The 17,452-nt window shown below is 58.7% G+C and carries 13 protein-coding genes; 7 read left to right on the top strand and 6 right to left on the bottom strand.

Features of this window, described 5'->3' with window-relative positions:
* Positions 1-191: 191 nt before the first annotated feature.
* Positions 192-905, top strand: a complete 714-nt coding sequence (locus IB252_RS28020) for a UTRA domain-containing protein (RefSeq protein WP_008145862.1) — start codon at positions 192-194, stop codon at positions 903-905.
* 30 nt (positions 906-935) lie between these two features.
* On the opposite strand, the gene IB252_RS28015 is transcribed toward IB252_RS28020, so the two are convergent.
* Complete coding sequence (locus IB252_RS28015; protein WP_192410952.1) at positions 936-1,703, bottom strand: DODA-type extradiol aromatic ring-opening family dioxygenase; 768 nt, start codon at positions 1,701-1,703, stop codon at positions 936-938.
* 103 nt (positions 1,704-1,806) lie between these two features.
* On the opposite strand from IB252_RS28015, the gene IB252_RS28010 reads away from it, so the two are divergent.
* A complete protein-coding gene (locus tag IB252_RS28010) occupies positions 1,807-2,463 on the top strand; it encodes a thiopurine S-methyltransferase (protein ID WP_192410951.1) in 657 nt (218 codons plus the stop codon).
* Positions 2,464-2,652: 189 nt separating this feature from the next.
* On the opposite strand, the gene htpX is transcribed toward IB252_RS28010, so the two are convergent.
* Both htpX and IB252_RS28000 read right to left on the bottom strand, forming a co-directional pair.
* On the bottom strand, positions 2,653-3,540 hold the full coding sequence (gene htpX, locus IB252_RS28005) for a protease HtpX (RefSeq protein WP_111452374.1): 888 nt from the start codon (positions 3,538-3,540) through the stop codon (positions 2,653-2,655).
* A 316-nt stretch (positions 3,541-3,856) separates the two neighbouring features.
* On the bottom strand, positions 3,857-5,068 hold the full coding sequence (locus IB252_RS28000) for a pyridoxal phosphate-dependent aminotransferase (RefSeq protein WP_111452405.1): 1,212 nt from the start codon (positions 5,066-5,068) through the stop codon (positions 3,857-3,859).
* Between the two features lie 226 nt (positions 5,069-5,294).
* On the opposite strand from IB252_RS28000, the gene msrB reads away from it, so the two are divergent.
* The 3 genes from msrB to IB252_RS27985 all read left to right on the top strand — a co-directional run bounded on the left by msrB (position 5,295) and on the right by IB252_RS27985 (position 6,971).
* Positions 5,295-5,690 carry a peptide-methionine (R)-S-oxide reductase MsrB gene (gene msrB / locus IB252_RS27995; protein WP_111452373.1) on the top strand — a complete coding sequence of 132 codons (396 nt, stop codon included), beginning with the start codon at positions 5,295-5,297 and terminating at the stop codon, positions 5,688-5,690.
* A gap of 337 nt (positions 5,691-6,027) precedes the next feature.
* Entirely contained in the window at positions 6,028-6,513 is a 486-nt protein-coding gene (locus IB252_RS27990; protein ID WP_008002671.1) for a glutathione peroxidase, read from the top strand.
* Positions 6,510-6,971, top strand: a complete 462-nt coding sequence (locus tag IB252_RS27985; protein WP_192410950.1) for a MarR family winged helix-turn-helix transcriptional regulator — start codon at positions 6,510-6,512, stop codon at positions 6,969-6,971. Before IB252_RS27990 ends, IB252_RS27985 begins: the two co-directional genes overlap by 4 nt.
* On the opposite strand, the gene IB252_RS27980 is transcribed toward IB252_RS27985, so the two are convergent.
* Complete coding sequence (locus IB252_RS27980; protein ID WP_318652742.1) at positions 6,955-9,276, bottom strand: response regulator; 2,322 nt, start codon at positions 9,274-9,276, stop codon at positions 6,955-6,957. The genes IB252_RS27985 and IB252_RS27980 overlap by 17 nt on opposite strands.
* Positions 9,277-9,442: 166 nt before the next feature.
* Here IB252_RS27980 and IB252_RS27975 point away from each other — a divergent pair, with 166 nt between their 5' ends.
* Positions 9,443-10,333 carry an ATP-binding protein gene (locus IB252_RS27975; protein WP_111452371.1) on the top strand — a complete coding sequence of 297 codons (891 nt, stop codon included), beginning with the start codon at positions 9,443-9,445 and terminating at the stop codon, positions 10,331-10,333.
* A complete protein-coding gene (locus IB252_RS27970) occupies positions 10,330-10,812 on the top strand; it encodes a GAF domain-containing protein (RefSeq protein ID WP_111452370.1) in 483 nt (160 codons plus the stop codon). The genes IB252_RS27975 and IB252_RS27970 overlap by 4 nt, the downstream gene beginning before the upstream one ends.
* Here the strand turns inward: IB252_RS27970 and IB252_RS27965 are convergent, their stop codons facing one another.
* Positions 10,813-13,758, bottom strand: a complete 2,946-nt coding sequence (locus tag IB252_RS27965) for an HD domain-containing phosphohydrolase (RefSeq protein WP_192410948.1) — start codon at positions 13,756-13,758, stop codon at positions 10,813-10,815.
* Positions 13,759-13,807: 49 nt separating this feature from the next.
* Positions 13,808-17,452 (bottom strand): transporter substrate-binding domain-containing protein, encoded by a 3,645-nt coding sequence (locus IB252_RS27960; RefSeq protein WP_192410947.1) that lies wholly within the window; start codon positions 17,450-17,452, stop codon positions 13,808-13,810.

The raw sequence follows: 17,452 nt of genomic DNA, 5'->3' as shown, positions 1-17,452 counted from the left end.
GTAGACCATGGCTAATAGGCTGATATAAAAGGACTTGGCCGTGAATTTGCAGGTGTCTGGATCAACCGTTCGGCGGCTTTGTCATCTGTCAGTCATGTGCAGTGCCTAGGCTTGTCGGGAGTTGAGGGAACCGATTTGAATCGCGGTTCCGCCCCGAAACAGTGCTGGTCTAGTCCAGATAGGTAACGTTGATGCGCATCGAGACAACCAAAGCGGTGACAGCCATCGGGCAGGTTCTGCAGGAACAGCTCGACCATGGCCTGTTGGCGCCCGGGAGCAAACTGCCGGCCGAGCGCAAGCTCAGTGAGTTGTTCGGGACCACGCGGATTACCGTGCGTGAAGCGTTGTTGCAACTGGAAGCCCAGGGGCAGATTTATCGAGAGGAGCGCCGTGGCTGGTTCGTATCGCCACCGCGCCTGGCCTATAACCTGATGCAGCGCAGTCACTTTCACGCGATGGTCAGTGCACAGGGGCGGGTGCCGTCCACCGAGGTGATTTCCGCGCGGTTGCAACCGGCGTCGGCGGCGGTCTGTGCCTGGTTGCAGTTGCCGGCGTTGTCCAGCGTGATTCAGATTTGCCGGGCACGGCGGATTGATGAGCGGCTGGTGTTGTATGTGGAGCACTATTTGAATCCGCAGTTTTTTCCGGGGATTCTGGATTTCGATCTGAATCAGTCGATTACCGAGCTGTATGCGCGGCATTACGACTTGCACTATGGGCGGGTGCGTTTCGAGATTGTGCCGACGGCGTTGTCGGTGGATGCGGCGGCGGCTTTACGGGTGTCGGTGGGGAGTCCGGGGTTGCGCATCGCTCGGGTCAATTACGATCAACATGAGCGGTTGATCGATTGTGATCTGGAGTTTTGGCGGCACGATGCGATCCATGTCGGGGTTGATGTGGTCTGAGCCTGGCCGCCACAGGCCTCGGTTCTGTCATTACCCGAATCGGTAAATGTCCATGCCCAGAGCGCCCATGGTAAATCCCTTGTGGGTCACGCTGAATGTCCCTCCCGCGCCGCGCGCAAAGTACAACGGCAACAGGTGTTCATCACTGGGATGGTTGCGCACCGCATTCGGTGCTTGCTGGCGGTAATCGTGCAACGCGGTTTCGTCGTTGGCAGCGAGTTTTTCGATCATCCAGTCACGAAAGGCCTGGGCCCACGGTTCGACGCTCTCCGGGCCGGCGTGCCAGTCCAGTTCGCGCAGGTTGTGGGTGATGCTCCCGGAACCGATCAGCAGCACGCCGTGTTCGCGCAGACTGGCCAGGGCATGACCGACGCGGGTCTGCAGGGCCGGGCCGCCGCGGGTGGGCAGCGAGACTTGCACCACGGGGATGTCGGCTTGTGGATACATCAACGACAAGGGCACCCAGACACCATGGTCGAATGGCCGTTCGGCGTCGATGCGTGCGGGCAGGCCATCGCTTTTCAGCAGTTCGACAACCTCTGCGGCCAATTGTGGATTGCCGGGCGCCGGGTATTGCACGTCGAACAACGCCTGCGGAAAGCCGCCGAAGTCATGCCAGGTTTCAGGCTGGGGGTTGCCGCTGACCAGCAATTCATTGCTTTCCCAATGCGCAGAAACAATTACGATGGCTTTGGGTTTCGGCAATTCTGCGGCCAGGCGAGCGAGGGCGGGCCCGCTGGCGCCCGGTTCCAGTGCCAACATGGGCGAGCCATGGGATATGTAGAGGCTGGGGAACATGAATGAGCTCCTGAGGGGTAAGATGGCATCATCTTCAGTCAGATCATTGATCTAAATCTAATATAAGTTTTAGGGTCTTTTGATCGAATTTTCGGGATTAATTATGCAGCCGGAGTTTTGGCACAAGCGGTGGACGTCGAATCAGATCGGCTTTCACCTGCCGGAAGTGAATCCATATCTGCAACGGTACTGGCCGCAGCTGGGCCTGGAAGAGGGCGCGCGTGTACTGGTGCCGTTATGTGGGAAAAGCCTGGATCTGCTGTGGCTGGCGAAATGCGGTCACGAGGTGCTGGGCGTCGAGTTGTCGGAAAAAGCGGTGGGAGACTTTTTTCACGAGCATCAATTTGATCCGGACGTCAGCGATCAAGGCCCCTTCACGGTCTATCGGGCGGGCTCGATCGAGATCTGGTGTGGTGATTTCTTCGCATTGACGGCCGGCGACGTCGCCGATTGCAGTGCGCTGTACGACCGCGCTGCGTTGATCGCCTTGCCACCGAAGATGCGCGAGCAATACGCCGAGCATCTGAAGCGGATTGTGCCGAAGGATTCGCTGGGGCTGCTGATCACCCTGGATTACGACCAGGCACAAATGGAAGGACCGCCCTTTGCCGTGCTGGATGACGAAGTGCAGCGGTTGTTCGGTGCTTCGTGGGAGTTGAAGATTCTGGAGGACCAGGACGTGCTGGGCGAGAGCTGGAAGTTCCTGGAAAGCGGTGTTCCGCGGCTTGAAGAGCGGGTTTATCGGGTTTCCAGCCGATAGATTGGTGTTGTTTGTACCGGCCTCATCGCGAGCAGGCTCGCTCCCACAGTTGACCGAGCTGTCTAAATGGACGCGGTCTAATGTGGGAGCGAGCCTGCTCGCGATAGGGCCCGAATAAACACTGCAAAAATCAGCAGACAAAAAAAGGCCCGCATTCACTGCGGGCCTTTTCTTTTAGTGCGGAACCTCTCAGCCCCGACGACGCAACGCGTCGATACGCTCTTCCAGCGGCGGGTGGCTCATGAACATGCGCGCGAACCCCTGTTTGATGCCACCGTTGATGCCGAAAGCCGTCAGGGTGTCCGGCATGTGCACCGGCAGCCCCTGTTCGGCACGCAGACGTTGCAGGGCGCCGATCATTGCGGCGGTGCCGGCCAGACGTGCACCGGCTTCGTCTGCACGGAATTCGCGTTTACGCGAGAACCACATGACGATGGCGCTGGCCAGAATGCCCAGGACCAGTTCGGCGAAGATGGTCGCCACGTAGTAGGCGATGCCCTGGCCTTCTTCGTTCTTGAAGATCACCTTGTCGACAAAGTTGCCGATGATCCGTGCGAAGAACATCACGAAGGTGTTCACCACGCCCTGGATCAATGCCAGGGTGACCATGTCGCCATTGGCGACGTGGCCGATTTCGTGGGCCAGAACGGCCTTCACTTCATCAGGCGAGAAACGCTCGAGCAGCCCTTGGCTGACCGCGACCAACGCGTCGTTCTTGTTCCAGCCGGTGGCAAAGGCGTTCGCCTCGTAGGCCGGAAAAATACCGACTTCGGGCATTTTGATCCCGGCTTCCCGGGACAATTGCTCGACGGTTTGCAGCAGCCATTGCTCGTGACGTGTGCGCGGCTGGCTGATGATTTGGGTGCTGGTGCTCATCTTCGCCATCCACTTGGAGATGAACAGCGAGAACAGCGAACCGGCGAAACCAAAGACCGCACAGAAAATCAGCAGCTGATTGAGGTTGAGATCAACCCCGTTGGCCGCCATGAACCCGTTGAAGCCGAAAAGGCTCAGGGTGATGCTGGCAATCAGCACGACCGCCAGGTTAGTGGCCAAAAACAGCAGGATGCGCATCATGGTTGTAGAAATCTCCTCATGCTAAAGATGTAGCGTACTGCGGGGTATATAAGGTGCTGACTCGGGCTATTCAACCGGGTGACTATTTCAAACTGTGTCCTACGGCAACAGTCTAGCTGTTTGAAGGGCATTTCCGACGTCGATGCAGGAAGTGTTTGTCAGCCAATTAACGTCGTAAACCCCGCCGTTGTTAGACGCGAGCACACAACGAGTCATCAGTCAGCGATTGAAGAAGCGATGTTCGGCAGGGTGCAAAGAAATGTTGCTGAATCAATCACCGTGCGACTTGCGCAAGCGTCGCACGGTGACAGGCAGGTTATTGGCGATAGGACTTGAGGAAGTTGCCGATACGTCCGATGGCCATGTCCAGGTCGTCCACGCGCGGCAGGGTCACCACGCGGAAGTGGTCCGGCCATGGCCAGTTGAAGGCGGTGCCTTGAACCACCAGCAGCTTTTCCGACAGCAGCAGGTCGAGCACGAATTTCTCGTCGTTATGGATCGGGCAGACTTTCGGGTCGATCCGTGGGAACGCATATAGCGCGCCCATTGGCTTGACGCAGCTCACGCCGGGAATGTCGTTGAGTAGTTCCCAGGTACGGTTGCGCTGTTCCAACAGGCGTCCGTTGGGCAATATCAGATCATTGATGCTCTGGTAGCCGCCGAGGGCGGTCTGGATCGCATGCTGGCTCGGCACGTTGGCACACAGGCGCATGTTCGCCAGCATGTCGATGCCTTCGATGTAGCTCTGGGCGTGGTGTTTCGGGCCGGAAATGGCGATCCAGCCGGAACGGAAGCCGGCTACGCGATAGGACTTGGACAGACCGTTGAACGTCAGGCACAGCAGGTCTGGCGCCAGGGAAGCCGTGCAGATGTGCACGGCATCGTCGTACAGAATCTTGTCGTAGATCTCGTCGGAAAAAACCACCAGGTTGTGCTGACGAGCCAGTTCCAGCATGCCCAGCAGGACTTCTTTCGAATACACCGCGCCGGTCGGGTTGTTCGGGTTGATGATCACCAGTGCTTTGGTGTTCGGGGTGATCTTGGCCTTGATGTCGGCCAGATCCGGCCACCAGTTGGCCTGCTCGTCGCACAGGTAATGCACCGGGTTGCCGCCCGACAGGCTCACCGCGGCAGTCCACAGCGGGTAGTCCGGTGCCGGCACCAGCACTTCGTCGCCGTTGTTGAGCAGGGCCTGCATCGACATCACGATCAGCTCGGAAACGCCGTTGCCCAAATAGATGTCTTCAATGCCAACGCCTTCTACCTGCTTTTGCTGGTAGTACTGCATCACGGCCTTGCGGGCGCTGAACAGACCTTTGGAATCGCTGTAGCCCTGAGCAGTCGGCAGGTTGCGGATGACGTCCTGGAGAATTTCATCCGGCGCTTCGAAACCAAAAGGCGCCGGGTTGCCGATGTTCAGCTTGAGGATGCGATGGCCTTCCTCTTCCAGGCGTTTGGCGTGCTTGAGCACTGGGCCGCGAATGTCGTAGCAGACGTTGGCGAGCTTGTTCGATTTGCTGACCTGCATGGCGATGTGTTCCCGAAAATGAACGATCCAGGCGGCGTATGAACGACCGTGCTGGGAATCCTGCGTATTCACACAGGCCTGACGCCTTGAGAAGCAGCACCCATAAATCCGTTTGAATGCGCGTGGTCTGGCTGCCAGACTGGCGTTTGACGAGGCGCAATCATACGTGCCGCCCGATCCGTGGAAAAGGTACAGATCGGGCTTTTTCAGCTGCTGAGGTGTGACGATGGAAAAGTTGGAAAAAACCCAGGAAGAATGGAAGGCGATGCTCGACCCGGAGCAGTACAACGTTTGCCGCCTCAAGGGCACCGAGCGACCGTTCTCCGGCAAGTACAACGACACCAAAACTGACGGTGTCTACCACTGCATCTGCTGCAACGAGCCGCTGTTCGACTCCAAAACCAAATTCGACTCCGGCTGCGGCTGGCCGAGCTTTTATGCACCGATTGGCGACAGCGCCATGGTCGAGATCCGTGACGTCAGCCACGGCATGATCCGCACCGAAGTGGTCTGCGCCAAATGCGATGCGCACCTGGGGCACGTGTTCCCGGACGGCCCGCCGCCGACCGGCCTGCGTTATTGCATCAACTCGGTGTGCCTGGACCTGGTACCGCGCTCGTAATGCGAGCCCTGTATCTGTAGGAGCAAAGCTTGCTCGCGATAGCGATCTCAAGACCGCCATCGCAGGCAAGCCGTGCTCCTACAATTAATCGACGATGCCTGTAGGAACCGAGCTTGCTCGCGATAGCGATCTCAAGACCGCCATCGCAGGCAAGCCGTGCTCCTACAATTAATCGACGACGCCTGTAGGAGCCGAGCTTGCTCGCGATGGCGCCCCCAAGACCGCCATCGCCGGCAAGCCTTGCTCCTGCAGTCAATCAGTAATCGATTTATTAAATTGCACACAATTCAATTGCTCGCTATGTTCGTCTCATCTTCCCTCATTTAGAGTCCGAGCCATGAGCGACAACCTGCTGAGCATCCCTTGCACCACCATCAAGGGTGAGCAAAAGACCCTGGCCGATTTCGCCGGCAAGGCCGTGCTGGTGGTCAACACCGCGAGCAAATGCGGCTTCACCCCGCAGTACAAAGGCCTTGAAGAGTTGTGGCAGACCTACAAGGATCAAGGTTTGGTGGTGCTGGGTTTTCCGTGTAACCAGTTCGGCAAGCAAGAGCCAGGCAACGAAGGGGCGATTTCCGAGTTCTGCGAGTTGAACTTCGGCGTCAGTTTTCCGCTGTTCAAAAAGATTGAAGTCAATGGCGCAGGCGCCCATCCGCTGTTCGTTCAACTGAAAAAGCGCGCGCCGGGTGTGCTGGGTTCCCAAGGCATCAAGTGGAACTTCACGAAGTTTCTGATTGGCAAGGACGGCCAATTGGTCAAGCGCTTCGCCCCCGCGACCAAGCCGCAGGACCTGACCCGCGAGATCGAAGCCCTGCTCAAATGAACACCTTGTCAGTCGATTCCCTGAAGCTTGACAGTCAACTGTGCTTCAAGCTGTACGCCGCTTCCCGGGCGGTGATCCGCGCCTACAAGCCGATGCTCGATCAGCTCGGCCTGACCTACCCGCAATACCTGGCGATGCTGGTGTTGTGGGAATGGCAGGAGGCGGCCCCTGAGCAACCGACGGTCAAGGCGTTGGGCGAACGCCTGGCGCTGGATTCCGGCACGCTGACGCCGTTGCTCAAGCGTCTTGAGCAACTGCAACTGGTTCAGCGTCAGCGCTCGGCGCGGGACGAGCGGGAAGTGCACTTGAGCCTGTCGCCAACCGGCAAGGCTTTGCGCGATCAGGTCGGGCCGCTCAAGGCCCGTCTGTTATGCGACAGCGGTGTGGATCTGGATCACCTGAATGATCTGCGTGATGGCCTTGATAACCTTTTGGGGCAAATCAAAGCGCTGTCGTAGTAGGAACCCACAAGTCCAGCAGGGCCGCCAACTCTTCCCGGCGGAAGGGTTTTGCCAGGTAATCGCTCATGCCTGCCGCACGGCAGCGTTCGCGCTCTTCGGACATGGCGTTGGCGGTCAGGGCGACAATGGGCAGCTGTGGCCAGCGTCCGCTGCGACGGATTTGTCGACTGGCCTCGTAGCCGTCCATCACCGGCATGTTGCAGTCCATCAGCACCAGATCGAATTCGCTCTGCTCCAGCTGATCCAGCGCCTCCCCACCGTGACCGGCGACAATCACCTCGCAACCGAGTTTTCCGAGCATCCCCTTGGCCACCAGTTGGTTGACCGGATTGTCCTCCACCAGCAGCACGCGTCCGCGTCGTTGTGGGGAGAGGCTGTCGAGCCGGGCACCGTTGATCGTGTTGAGTTCCGGCTGCAGGGTTCGCCGCAGCGTCTGGTACAGCGCGTTGCGTGCCAGAGGCCGCGCCTGTTGCTGTAAGGGAGCGAGGGCGAGGGCTTGTTCGCTGGGCATGAAATTGCCGTAAGCGGTGACCAGCAAAATGGGGGCTGTACACGAAGGACGCAGGCCAAACAGGCATTCGGGGCAATCGGTAATCAGTACGTCGGGATTCAGGCCAAGTAACGAGTCATCGATGGAACGCTGCTCATAATCGAGCCCCCAGCCGGGTAATACACTTTTCAACAGTTCTGCCAGACCGCTGCTGGCGGCGGTGATGGCGATGACCTTGCCCTGTAAAGAGGCCGGGGGAAGGGCGCGGGTGTGGCTGGGCAGCGGCAGGTCTGCACAGAACTGGCTGCCGAAGCCCGCTTCCGAGCTGATGGTGAGGCGCCCTTGCATGGCTTCGCAGAGGTTGTAGGTCAGTGCCAGGCCCAACCCGGTTCCGCCGAATTGCCGGGTAATGCCGGCACCCGCCTGCGTGAAGGGCTGGAAGATCTTGACCTGGGCATCCTGGGCGATACCGATGCCGGTGTCGCAGACTTCGATTCTGACGCCGTCCCCGAACGTCGACAGGCGCACATCGACGCGACCGAAACGGGTGAACTTGAGGGCGTTGGACAAGAGGTTGCTGACGATCTGTCGGACCCGGGTCGGATCCCCAAGCACCAGGGCCGGGAACTGTGGGTCGATCAGGCAGCTCAGCTCGACACTCGGCGCGGCGTTTTGCGATAGCAGGTTGGCGGTGTCTTCAATCAGCGAACCGAGGTCGAACGGAATATGTTCGAGCTCCAGTTGGCCGGCATCGAACTTCGACAAATCGAGAATATCGTTGAGCAGTTCCACCAGTACTTTGCCCGAGTCATGGGCGATGGACAGCTGTTGCTGTTGCTCGGCATTGAGCGGGCCGTCCAGGGAAAGCGCGATCATCCCCAGCAGGCCATTGAGCGGCGTGCGGATCTCGTGGCTCATGTTGGCCAGGAACACCGAGCGCGCTTCGGCCATGTCCAGGGCGGTCCTGCGGGCGACTTCCAGCTCCTCGTTGGATTGGCTGAGCCGCGAGTTGATCGCCTTGAGTTCCGCGGTGCGGGCCGAGACGATGTTCTCCAGTTGCCCGAGGTAGTCGGTCAGGCGGTTTTCGGCGTTGCGTCGCTGCTGGATTTCGGTGGCGATGTTTTCGAATTGTTGATTGGCAACTTTGACCAGTACACCGATTTCATCGTTTTCATGGTCCGTCGGACACTCCAGCGACGTCGACTCTGTACTGCGCGGGTCGCGATTGCTGAGTTCACGGATGACCCGCACCAAAGGCTTGGTCAGCATCACGTAGAACAACGCCAGCAGGATGCCGGTCAGCAGCAGGCTGCGAGCGAAGCCATTGAGCAGGGTCACCTCGGCCCGACGCAGGAACCGGTTACCGAATGAATAGGTGTCGACGTCCAGACGCAGGGTGCCGAGGGATTCGGTCGGCAAGTGATCCAGGTAGAGACGGTCTTCGAACTGCCGGTTGGCGCCGAACAGGAAGTCGCTGATCACTCGATAGCTGCTTTGCACGCCTGGGCGTTTGACGTTGGCCAGCACGTTATTGTTGTTGTCGATCAATTGCGCGCCGATGATCGCCGGCGAGTGCAACAGGCCCAGGGTCAGTTCCTGAGCGAGTTCGGCGTCGATGTTGTAGGCGATGCGGGACGCGGGGTTATGGCTGATTTCCAGCAAAGACAGGATTTCGCGGTTGATGGAGGCGTCTTCACTGGCATAATCGATGCCTATTTGCAGCAGGCTGAGCAGCGTGCCCAGAATGAAACCGACCAGCACAGTAAGCCTGGCTTGCTTGTAGGACAGCCGGTTGGTGAACTTGATATCCATGGGGTGTTGAACCACTTCCGTTTCCCTTCGCTGCTCAAGCATAGCCGATGATGCATGGATACCGATGTTCTCGCGAGCCCTTGTGCAAAGGGCTGAACCTGACACCGAACGCTGTGTTTCGTCGCTGTATCGCCATCATTACTGTGAACGAGCCCGAGGAGAAGACGTGGATTCCCGATTAAATGCTTTTCTTGAACGCGCCGATGCCGTTTTGGCCCGTATCGAACCGCTGCTGCCCGCCCCTCGGCAAGCGATCGACTGGAATCATTGCCTTGCCGCGCGCTGGCAGCGCGAGGGTCGCAGCGGATTTCTATTGCCGCTGGAAGTCAGCCTCGACATGCGTTTGTCCGACCTGATCGGTGTCGACCGGCAACGGGAGCAACTGGGGCGAAATACTCAGCAGTTCCTCGATGGCATGCCGGCCAACCACGCGTTGCTCTGGGGCTCGCGCGGCACCGGTAAATCATCGCTGATTCGCGCCTTGCTGGCCGAACACGCGAAGGCCGGTCTGCGGCTGATCGAGATCGAGCGCGATCACCTGGCGGATTTGCCGCGAGTGGTCGAACAGATCGCCAAGCTGCCCCAGCGTTTTGTGCTGTTCTGCGATGACCTGTCGTTCGAGTCGGGCGAGGGCGATTATCGCGTGCTCAAAAGCGTGCTCGACGGCTCTCTCGAACAGGCACCGGATAACGTCTTGCTGTACGCCACGTCCAACCGTCGCCATCTGGTACCGGAAAAGGAAAGCGATAACGAAAACTGGAAACGCGTTGACGGCGAACTCCATCCCAGCGAGGCGGTGGAAGACAAAATTGCGCTGTCGGATCGTTTTGGATTGTGGCTGTCGTTCTATCCGTTTACCCAGGAGCACTTCCTTAACGTCGTCGAGCACTGGATCGGTCAACTGGCCGACAAGGCGGGCCTCAAGTGGCAGCGAGACGAAGAGCTGGACATCCTCGCGGTTCGCTGGGCCACGGGCCGCGGTAATCGCAACGGACGTTGCGCGTATCAATTTGCCCGCTATTGGGTCGGGCTGAAGCTGTTGGAGCACAAGGCATGATCGATTTACAAAAGAGCGGCCAGGGCCTCGAAGGCTACGGCATGCTGTGGGCGCAATTGGAGTCATTGCTGGCGCACGAGCGGGATTTCATTGCCAACGCCGCGCAGTTTTCTGCGTTCCTGTTCAACCAGCTCGATGACCTGAACTGGGCCGGGTTCTACCTCAATCGCAACGAAGAACTGGTACTTGGCCCGTTTCAGGGACAAATCGCCTGCGTACGGATTCCGTTCGGCCGAGGCGTGTGCGGAGCGGCGGCGGCCACCTTGCAGACCCAGTTGGTCGAGGACGTGCACGCGTTCCCCGGGCACATCGCTTGCGACAGCGCGTCGAACAGCGAACTGGTCGTGCCACTGGTCAAAGACGGTCGCCTGGTCGGCGTGCTGGACCTCGACAGCCCGAAACTGGCGCGTTTCAGCGCTGAAGATCAGGCCGGAATCGAGCAATTGGCGGCGATTTTCCTGCGTCTGACCGACTGCTGATCATGCCAGGCCTGCCTTGACCAGCAGGCTTGTCGGATCAACCGCATCGATCTGTTGGGGATCGAGGAATCGATTGGCGTACTGCAAGTAGATTTGCGCGTTGACGAACAGCCCGAACAACTCGGGATCGATGTGAGCATCCCGGCACATCGTGGCCATGATGCCCAGCGCTTCGCTCAAGGACTTGGCTTTCTTGTAGGGTCGATCGGCGGCGGTCAGGGCTTCGAAAATATCGGCAATCGCCATCATCCGCGCCGGCAGACTCATTTCTTCGCGCTTCAACTGTTTGGGATACCCGGTGCCGTCCATTTTCTCGTGGTGGCCGCCGGCGATCTCCGCGACGTTGGCGAGGTGGCCGGGGAAGGGCAGGTGGCTGAGCATCAGAATCGTCTGCACCATGTGGTGATTGATGATGTAACGCTCCTCGCGGGTCAGGGTGCCTCGGGCAATGCTCAGGTTGTACAGCTCGCCCCGGTTGTACTTGTAGCGCGGCACATCGAGCTTGAACCCCCAGGGATTGTCCTGCGGAATCAGTTCGGCTTCGGGCCGTTCGACCAGGTGCTCGGGTTTGTCCGCCAGCAATGGCTCGCTGACCGGCAGTGTCGGTGCCGGGGTCCGCGCCTGACGCCGATTCTCTTCCCAGGAAACGCCCAGCCGGTCATCCAGGGTTCGGGTCCAGGTGCGTTGGGCGATGCTGCGCAGGCGTTGCTGGTCGGATTCGGCCATCGCCTCGCCACCCAGGTTGCAGCGGGCAACGAACGCGAAATCATCGTCCAGCCCCGCCAGCGTGGTGTTACGCAGTTCGGCCAGGTGCTGCTCGTTACCGCCCAGGGCCATTGCTTGCCAATAGTTGATCCAGGCATCGCGCTTGAGTACTTCGAAGCGGGTGCGGATTTCATGAATACGGTCGTTAAGGGTTTCCAGCTTCGTGGCTTTATCGACTACATATTCCGGCGTGGTGACCTTGCCGCAGTCGTGCAGCCAGGCGGCGATGTGCAGCGCTTCCCATTCATCTTCGTTGGGTTGATAGCCACTGAAGGCCGGGTCCTGGCTGGCAGCGGCGGCTTGGGCGAGCATCAGGGTCAGCGCCGGTACTCGCTGGCAGTGACCACCGGTATAGGGGCTTTTGGCGTCAATCGCACCCGCCAGCAGTTGAATGAAGGAATCCAGCAGTTGTTTTTGTTTGGCTTGCAGACGCTGACTTTCAATACTCACGGCGGCCGCGCCGGACACGGCCTGGAGGAACGCGATGCGGTCCGGACGAAGTTTCTCCAGATCGCTCTGCTGGCCGGTATCGGCCAGCAGCAGGATCAGCAGGCCCACGGTTTCGTTATGACGATTGTGTAACCGAATACCGATCAGATGAACGCGGGGACACTCCAGTGCAAGCAACACCTTTTGCAAATCCCCGGCCTGTTCAAAACCAAACGTGGTGACGATGTTGTCGGCATTCGACAGCTGTTGTAGCCATGCAGGGCTTTGCGAAGCCTGGAGTTCGTGTCCTTGAAGATCAAATGACGACAATGCCCGTGAGGTGCCGTTGACGACCAGACCATGGGGTTCCATGCGATCGCCATCACTTTCGCGCAGGTAGATCAGACCGGCCTGGGCCTGGCCGATTTTCACGGTTTCAAACAACACCCGTTCCAGCAAGGGGGCGAAGCGAGTCTCGGCGCTCAGGCTGTCGGTGATCTGGAAAAAACTCGCCAGGGTGTCTTTCATTCGCGTCATCGACACGCTCAGTTGGTCGACTTCGAGCACGGGAGAGCGACGCGAGGCCGGGAAGTTGAAGTCGAAACTGCGAACCGCATCGGCCTCCCGCACCAGCGCGCGCAGGGGCTTGACCAGAACCCGTGAGGTCAGCCAGCCCACCGGCAGGCACAACAACAGCGTGGCCAGGGTAATCAGCGCGCCTTGCCAGCGCATGCGGTAGGCATCGACGAGTAACTCATCTTCCGGCACCAGCAGCGCCAGTTGCAGCCCTTGGGGGCCGCCTTCCTGCATGCTGCTGCGGGCAACGATCCATTGACGACCGGCGACATTCAGGCGATTGCCTGCGAGGGGGTTGTTGAGCAATGCGCCAAGACTGGGGCTCAGGTCGGCGGCTTTGATCAGGCGGGCAGTCTGATCGTCGATGATCAGTTTGCGGCTGTCGGGATACGCGATGGCATCCCCTTCAGCATCGAACAGCACTATTTCGGTATTGGGGGTCACGACATGTTTGGCCAGGGTCGCGGAGAGTTCCGCCAGGGTCAGATCGGCCCCCATGACAGCCTGTTCGCCACTGCGCCGGGCCAGGGTAGTGCCGACATTGTGGGTGGAGAAAAAGATGTAGGGTTCGGTAGTGATCTGATCGCTGTCGCTATGGGCGTTGGCATACCAGGCGCGGGTTCGCGGATCGTAGGTTTCGTCGGGGTTGTCCTGGCGGCTGATGAGGGCCAGATCCTGATCGAAAAACAATGATTGGGAGCGGACCTGACCGCTGTTGCCTGTTCGCTCAATGCTCCACACCTGATAAGCCGCAGTATCCGGTGCCTTGAGGAGCGTTTTCAGCTCGGGGGTTCGCAAGGGCCGAACCATGAAGAAATCACCGTTGCCATAGCCCAGATACAACGAGGCCAGGTCGGGGTTGTCCTTGAGCGACTGGCTGAAGGGTTTGAGCAGTGCCAGGCGTTGCGCCAGGTCAGGTGCCTGGGTCGCCGGGTATTGCGCCAGCAGGGTCAGCAGATGGCGAATTGGTTCATAAGTGGCGTGCAGGTCGAGACGGACGTCCTGCTCGATGCGGTTGAAGAGCTTTTCACTGCTGGAAAGAATGATCTGTGTGGTTTGCTGGTAGTTGAAAAGGCCCAGCACCACGCCCGTCAGCAACAGCAGGAAAGTGAACATCACGCTGATATGGACGTGCAGAGGAAACCGACGTTGATCCGGGCGCAGTGGGCTGGGCATTGCAGGTCTCTCCATGATGGTTAACGCACTGCTCAGCGTCCAAGCATAGTTAAGGCTCTGTCATTCTGCTTTTGTCGTTTTGACCGATCTGTTGCTGCAATGCTTGCTCCAGTTCGAGCAGGGCGCGCTCTATAGCCTTGCTGCAATCAGCCACTTCGTCGTGACGGAACACTTCATGGCAGGCCTTTTCCATCGCCTCGCAGCTGTCGATCACCCGGGACGCCTGGACAATTCGGGCGGCGCCCTTGATTTTGTGGGCGACGTCGAGAAATGGCTGAAGTTCTTTGGAGGGAGACAGCGCCAGCAGTTCTTGTCGGTCCAGACGGTTGCTGTTCAACAGTTCGGTCAACAATCGCTGGTCCAATACCGGATCTCCGCCGGTCAAAAGACGCAATCCTTGCAGGCTGAATGCGGGATCGTGGACGGTTGGTCTGATACCTTCAAACCACTGACTCAAGGCTGTCAGGGTAAGGGGCTTGAACAGGCAGTCGTCCATCCCGGCTTGTTTGCAGCGTTGTATTTCTTCCGGTTGTGCGTTGGCGGTAAAACCCAGCACGGTACAGGGCGGGCGGTGTGTTTTTTGTTCATGTCGGCGAATGGCGCGGGCCAGTTCGTATCCGTTCATGATCGGCATGTTGCAATCGGCAATCACCAGGTCGAACGGCTCGGCTTCCCATGCCTGAAATCCCGCCTGGCCATCCGGCGCGACGCTGAATCGGTGGCCCAGAAACTCCAGTTGCTGGCACATGAGCAAGCGATTGGCGGGGTGATCGTCGACCACCAGAACATTCAAGGGGATCGTCGTGGTGCGGATTTGCGCTTCAGCCGTCTCCGGCCTCTGTACGAATGGCAGTGTTGCCAAGTGCAACGACACCTCGACGTGAGTGCCGACACCCGGCTGGCTGCTCAATTGCAGGCTGCCGCCCATCATTTCGCACAGGCTGCGGCTGATCACCAGCCCAAGCCCCGCACCACCTCTGGCTGACTGCCCGGCGTGATCGGCCTGAGCAAAAGGTTCGAACAACCGCCGCTGATCCTGTTCACTGATCCCTATGCCGCTGTCGTGAACCTGCAACAGCATCCGGACCCGCTCAGGCTCGGCGGTCGGCTGCAGGTCGACGATGATCCTGATTTGGCCGTGCTCGGTAAACTTGATGGCGTTGCTCACCAGGTTGGACAGCACCTGTTTGAAGCGCATCGGGTCCAACAGGACATCAAACCCCGGATTGGCAGGGCGAAATTCCAGCAGCAGCCGCAGACTTTTCTGGCGCGCCAGTCCATCGAAGACCCGCACCACCGAGGCCACGATTTCACTGGGATTGACCCGTTCCGGGCTCAAGCTCAGCTGTCCGGATTCAATCCGTGCAATGTCGAGAATGTCTCCGATCAGCTCCAGCAGGTCCTTCGCCGAGTTGTACGCCACATCGATGGCCGGGCGATCCGGGTGCTTATGATCAATGCGCTTGAGCGTGAGTTCGAGCATGCCGATGACCGCATTCATCGGGGTGCGGATTTCATGGCTCATGGTCGCCAGAAATGTGGTTTTGGCTCTGTTGGCTTCATCGGCGCGCTCTTTGGCATAACGCAGATCATCGAACAGTTGCCGCCGTTCGCTGATGTCGATCCAGCCGCCAATGATGCCTTGTACTTCACCGCTCGAATCACGGTAGGGAAGTATCCAGTGGTAAATCGTCAGCCTGCGGTCGCCGATGTGCAGTGGGCGATCGAGAATCAGCGGTTTGCCCTCGGCCATGACGCGCTGGTAATCGGCCTGATATTCCCGGGCTTCGAATGCATTGCTCATGTTGGCTTGCATGACGCCTTTGCCGATCACGTCTTCACGTCTGGCGCAGAAGGCTTCCAGATAACTGTCGTTGCAGCTTTGCAGCAGTCCCTGGCGATCGCGGACGTAGATGGGATGAGGCGTCCCGTTGACCAGTGACCGCATGAATTCGAGTTGATCGTTCAATGCACGCTCGGCTGCCTGACGCTGCTTTATCTGGCGACGCATGTAAGCGTTCCAGGCAACGGAAATCAGCAGCAGCACTCCGGCACCGATAACGATTTGGTAGAACAGCCGGTGATAATTGCGCCAAGTACTTTGCGAAGACGCCGAATAGCCGCGCCAGCGGCTGTTGATGATGCCCAGTTCTTCCGGGGCAATGCTCAGCAGCGCCTTGTCGAGGATGGTGTTCAGTTCTTTGGCTTCCCGGCCTGTGGCCAGGGAAAACGCGGCCTGCCGGGTGCCGATGGTGGTACTGATTTGTAGGGTCTGCTCAAAGAGCTGCGATGAGATGAAGTAGTTGACAATCACCAGTGAGTTCACCGCACCTTCTGCCTTGCCCTCGGCCAGCAACTCCACGGCACTGAACGTGTCCGGGGTTTCAATCAGCTTTATCCGCGGGAACTCGCTGCGCAGGTAATCCACCAGAGGATTGCCTTGGGCGATTGCCAGGTGTTTGTCCTGCAACTGCGCAAGGCTTGCCGGGCTGTCGGCGGCTTTGCGAGTCAGCAGGACAAAGGAGTTTTGCAGATAGGGGCGGGTGAAGTTCAACGTCGTTTCACGTTGGGCACTGGGGAGCAGGGCGGCGATCACGTCGGCCTTGTTGTCCCTGATCTGCTCGATCATCTCCTCGTCACTGCGGCTGCGACGGACGTCGAAGCGCAAGCCGGTGCGCAATCTGATCAGCTCTAGCAAGTCCGCGGTAACCCCACGAAAGTTGCCATCACTGTCGAAAAACGTCAGCGGTGCAAAAGCCTCATTGACCACCACACGTACTGCCGGGTTTTGCGCCAGCCAGCGTTCCTCGTTGTGGGTAAGCTGCAGTTTTTGATCGGTGAGCAGCATGTCACTGTCGGCACTCCAGCGTTTGGCAATGTTGTCTCGTTCGCTGGTGGGGATGGCCATGAGCATTGCATTGATGATGGCGAGCAGCTGCGGGTTGTCCTTGTGCACCGCAAAGCTGAAGCCGTGGGCTTCGTGTTTGCCGAAGTTGGCCATGCGGATATTGTTCAGATACCCCTTGTTGATCATGTAATGGGTGGAAATGGTATCACCCAGAAAAACGTCAGCCTGGTCGAAGGCAACGGCATTGATCGCATTCTGGTAGGACGGAAAGGACGTGATGATCGCCCCCGGATACATCGCCTTGACCTCCTCCAGCGGCAAATAGTGATACACCATGCTCAGCCGTAGGCCGGCCAGGCCATCGGTCAAGGATCTGGTTTCACCTTCGCGTGTCACCAGAACCGGCTGGTCTACGGCGTAGGGGTTGGAAAGTACGATGTCAGCATTGTGAGCTTCGAATCCATTGGCGGTCCCCAGCAAATCGATCTTGCCGTTTTCGAGTGCCTCGATCGCGGCCTCCCGTGACGCAAAGCGCAGAACCTTGATGGGCAAACCGGTTGTTTTACCAAGGATACCTGCGTAATCGGCGGTAAAACCTTCGTAGTCGTGACCACTGATGGTCAGGTCGAAAGGGGGGTAGTCCGGGGCTGACGTGCCAAGGATCAGTTCCCGTTTATGCTCAATCCATTGTCGTTGTGATGTATCCAGTTGGAGTTCCTGGTGCCCGGCCATCGAGCGACTCATCAGGGTGTAGTTCTCGCTGACGGTCTGCGCAGCGGCCACTGCGGTGTTCAGGCATAAACCTGCGGCCATGAGTGTCAGATAATCCTTTATACGACTGGGCAT

Origin of the sequence: Pseudomonas sp. PDM10 (assembly GCF_014852295.1) — a bacterium.
Classification (GTDB): Bacteria; Pseudomonadota; Gammaproteobacteria; order Pseudomonadales; family Pseudomonadaceae; genus Aquipseudomonas.
This window is presented reverse-complemented; position numbering and strand designations above follow the sequence as displayed.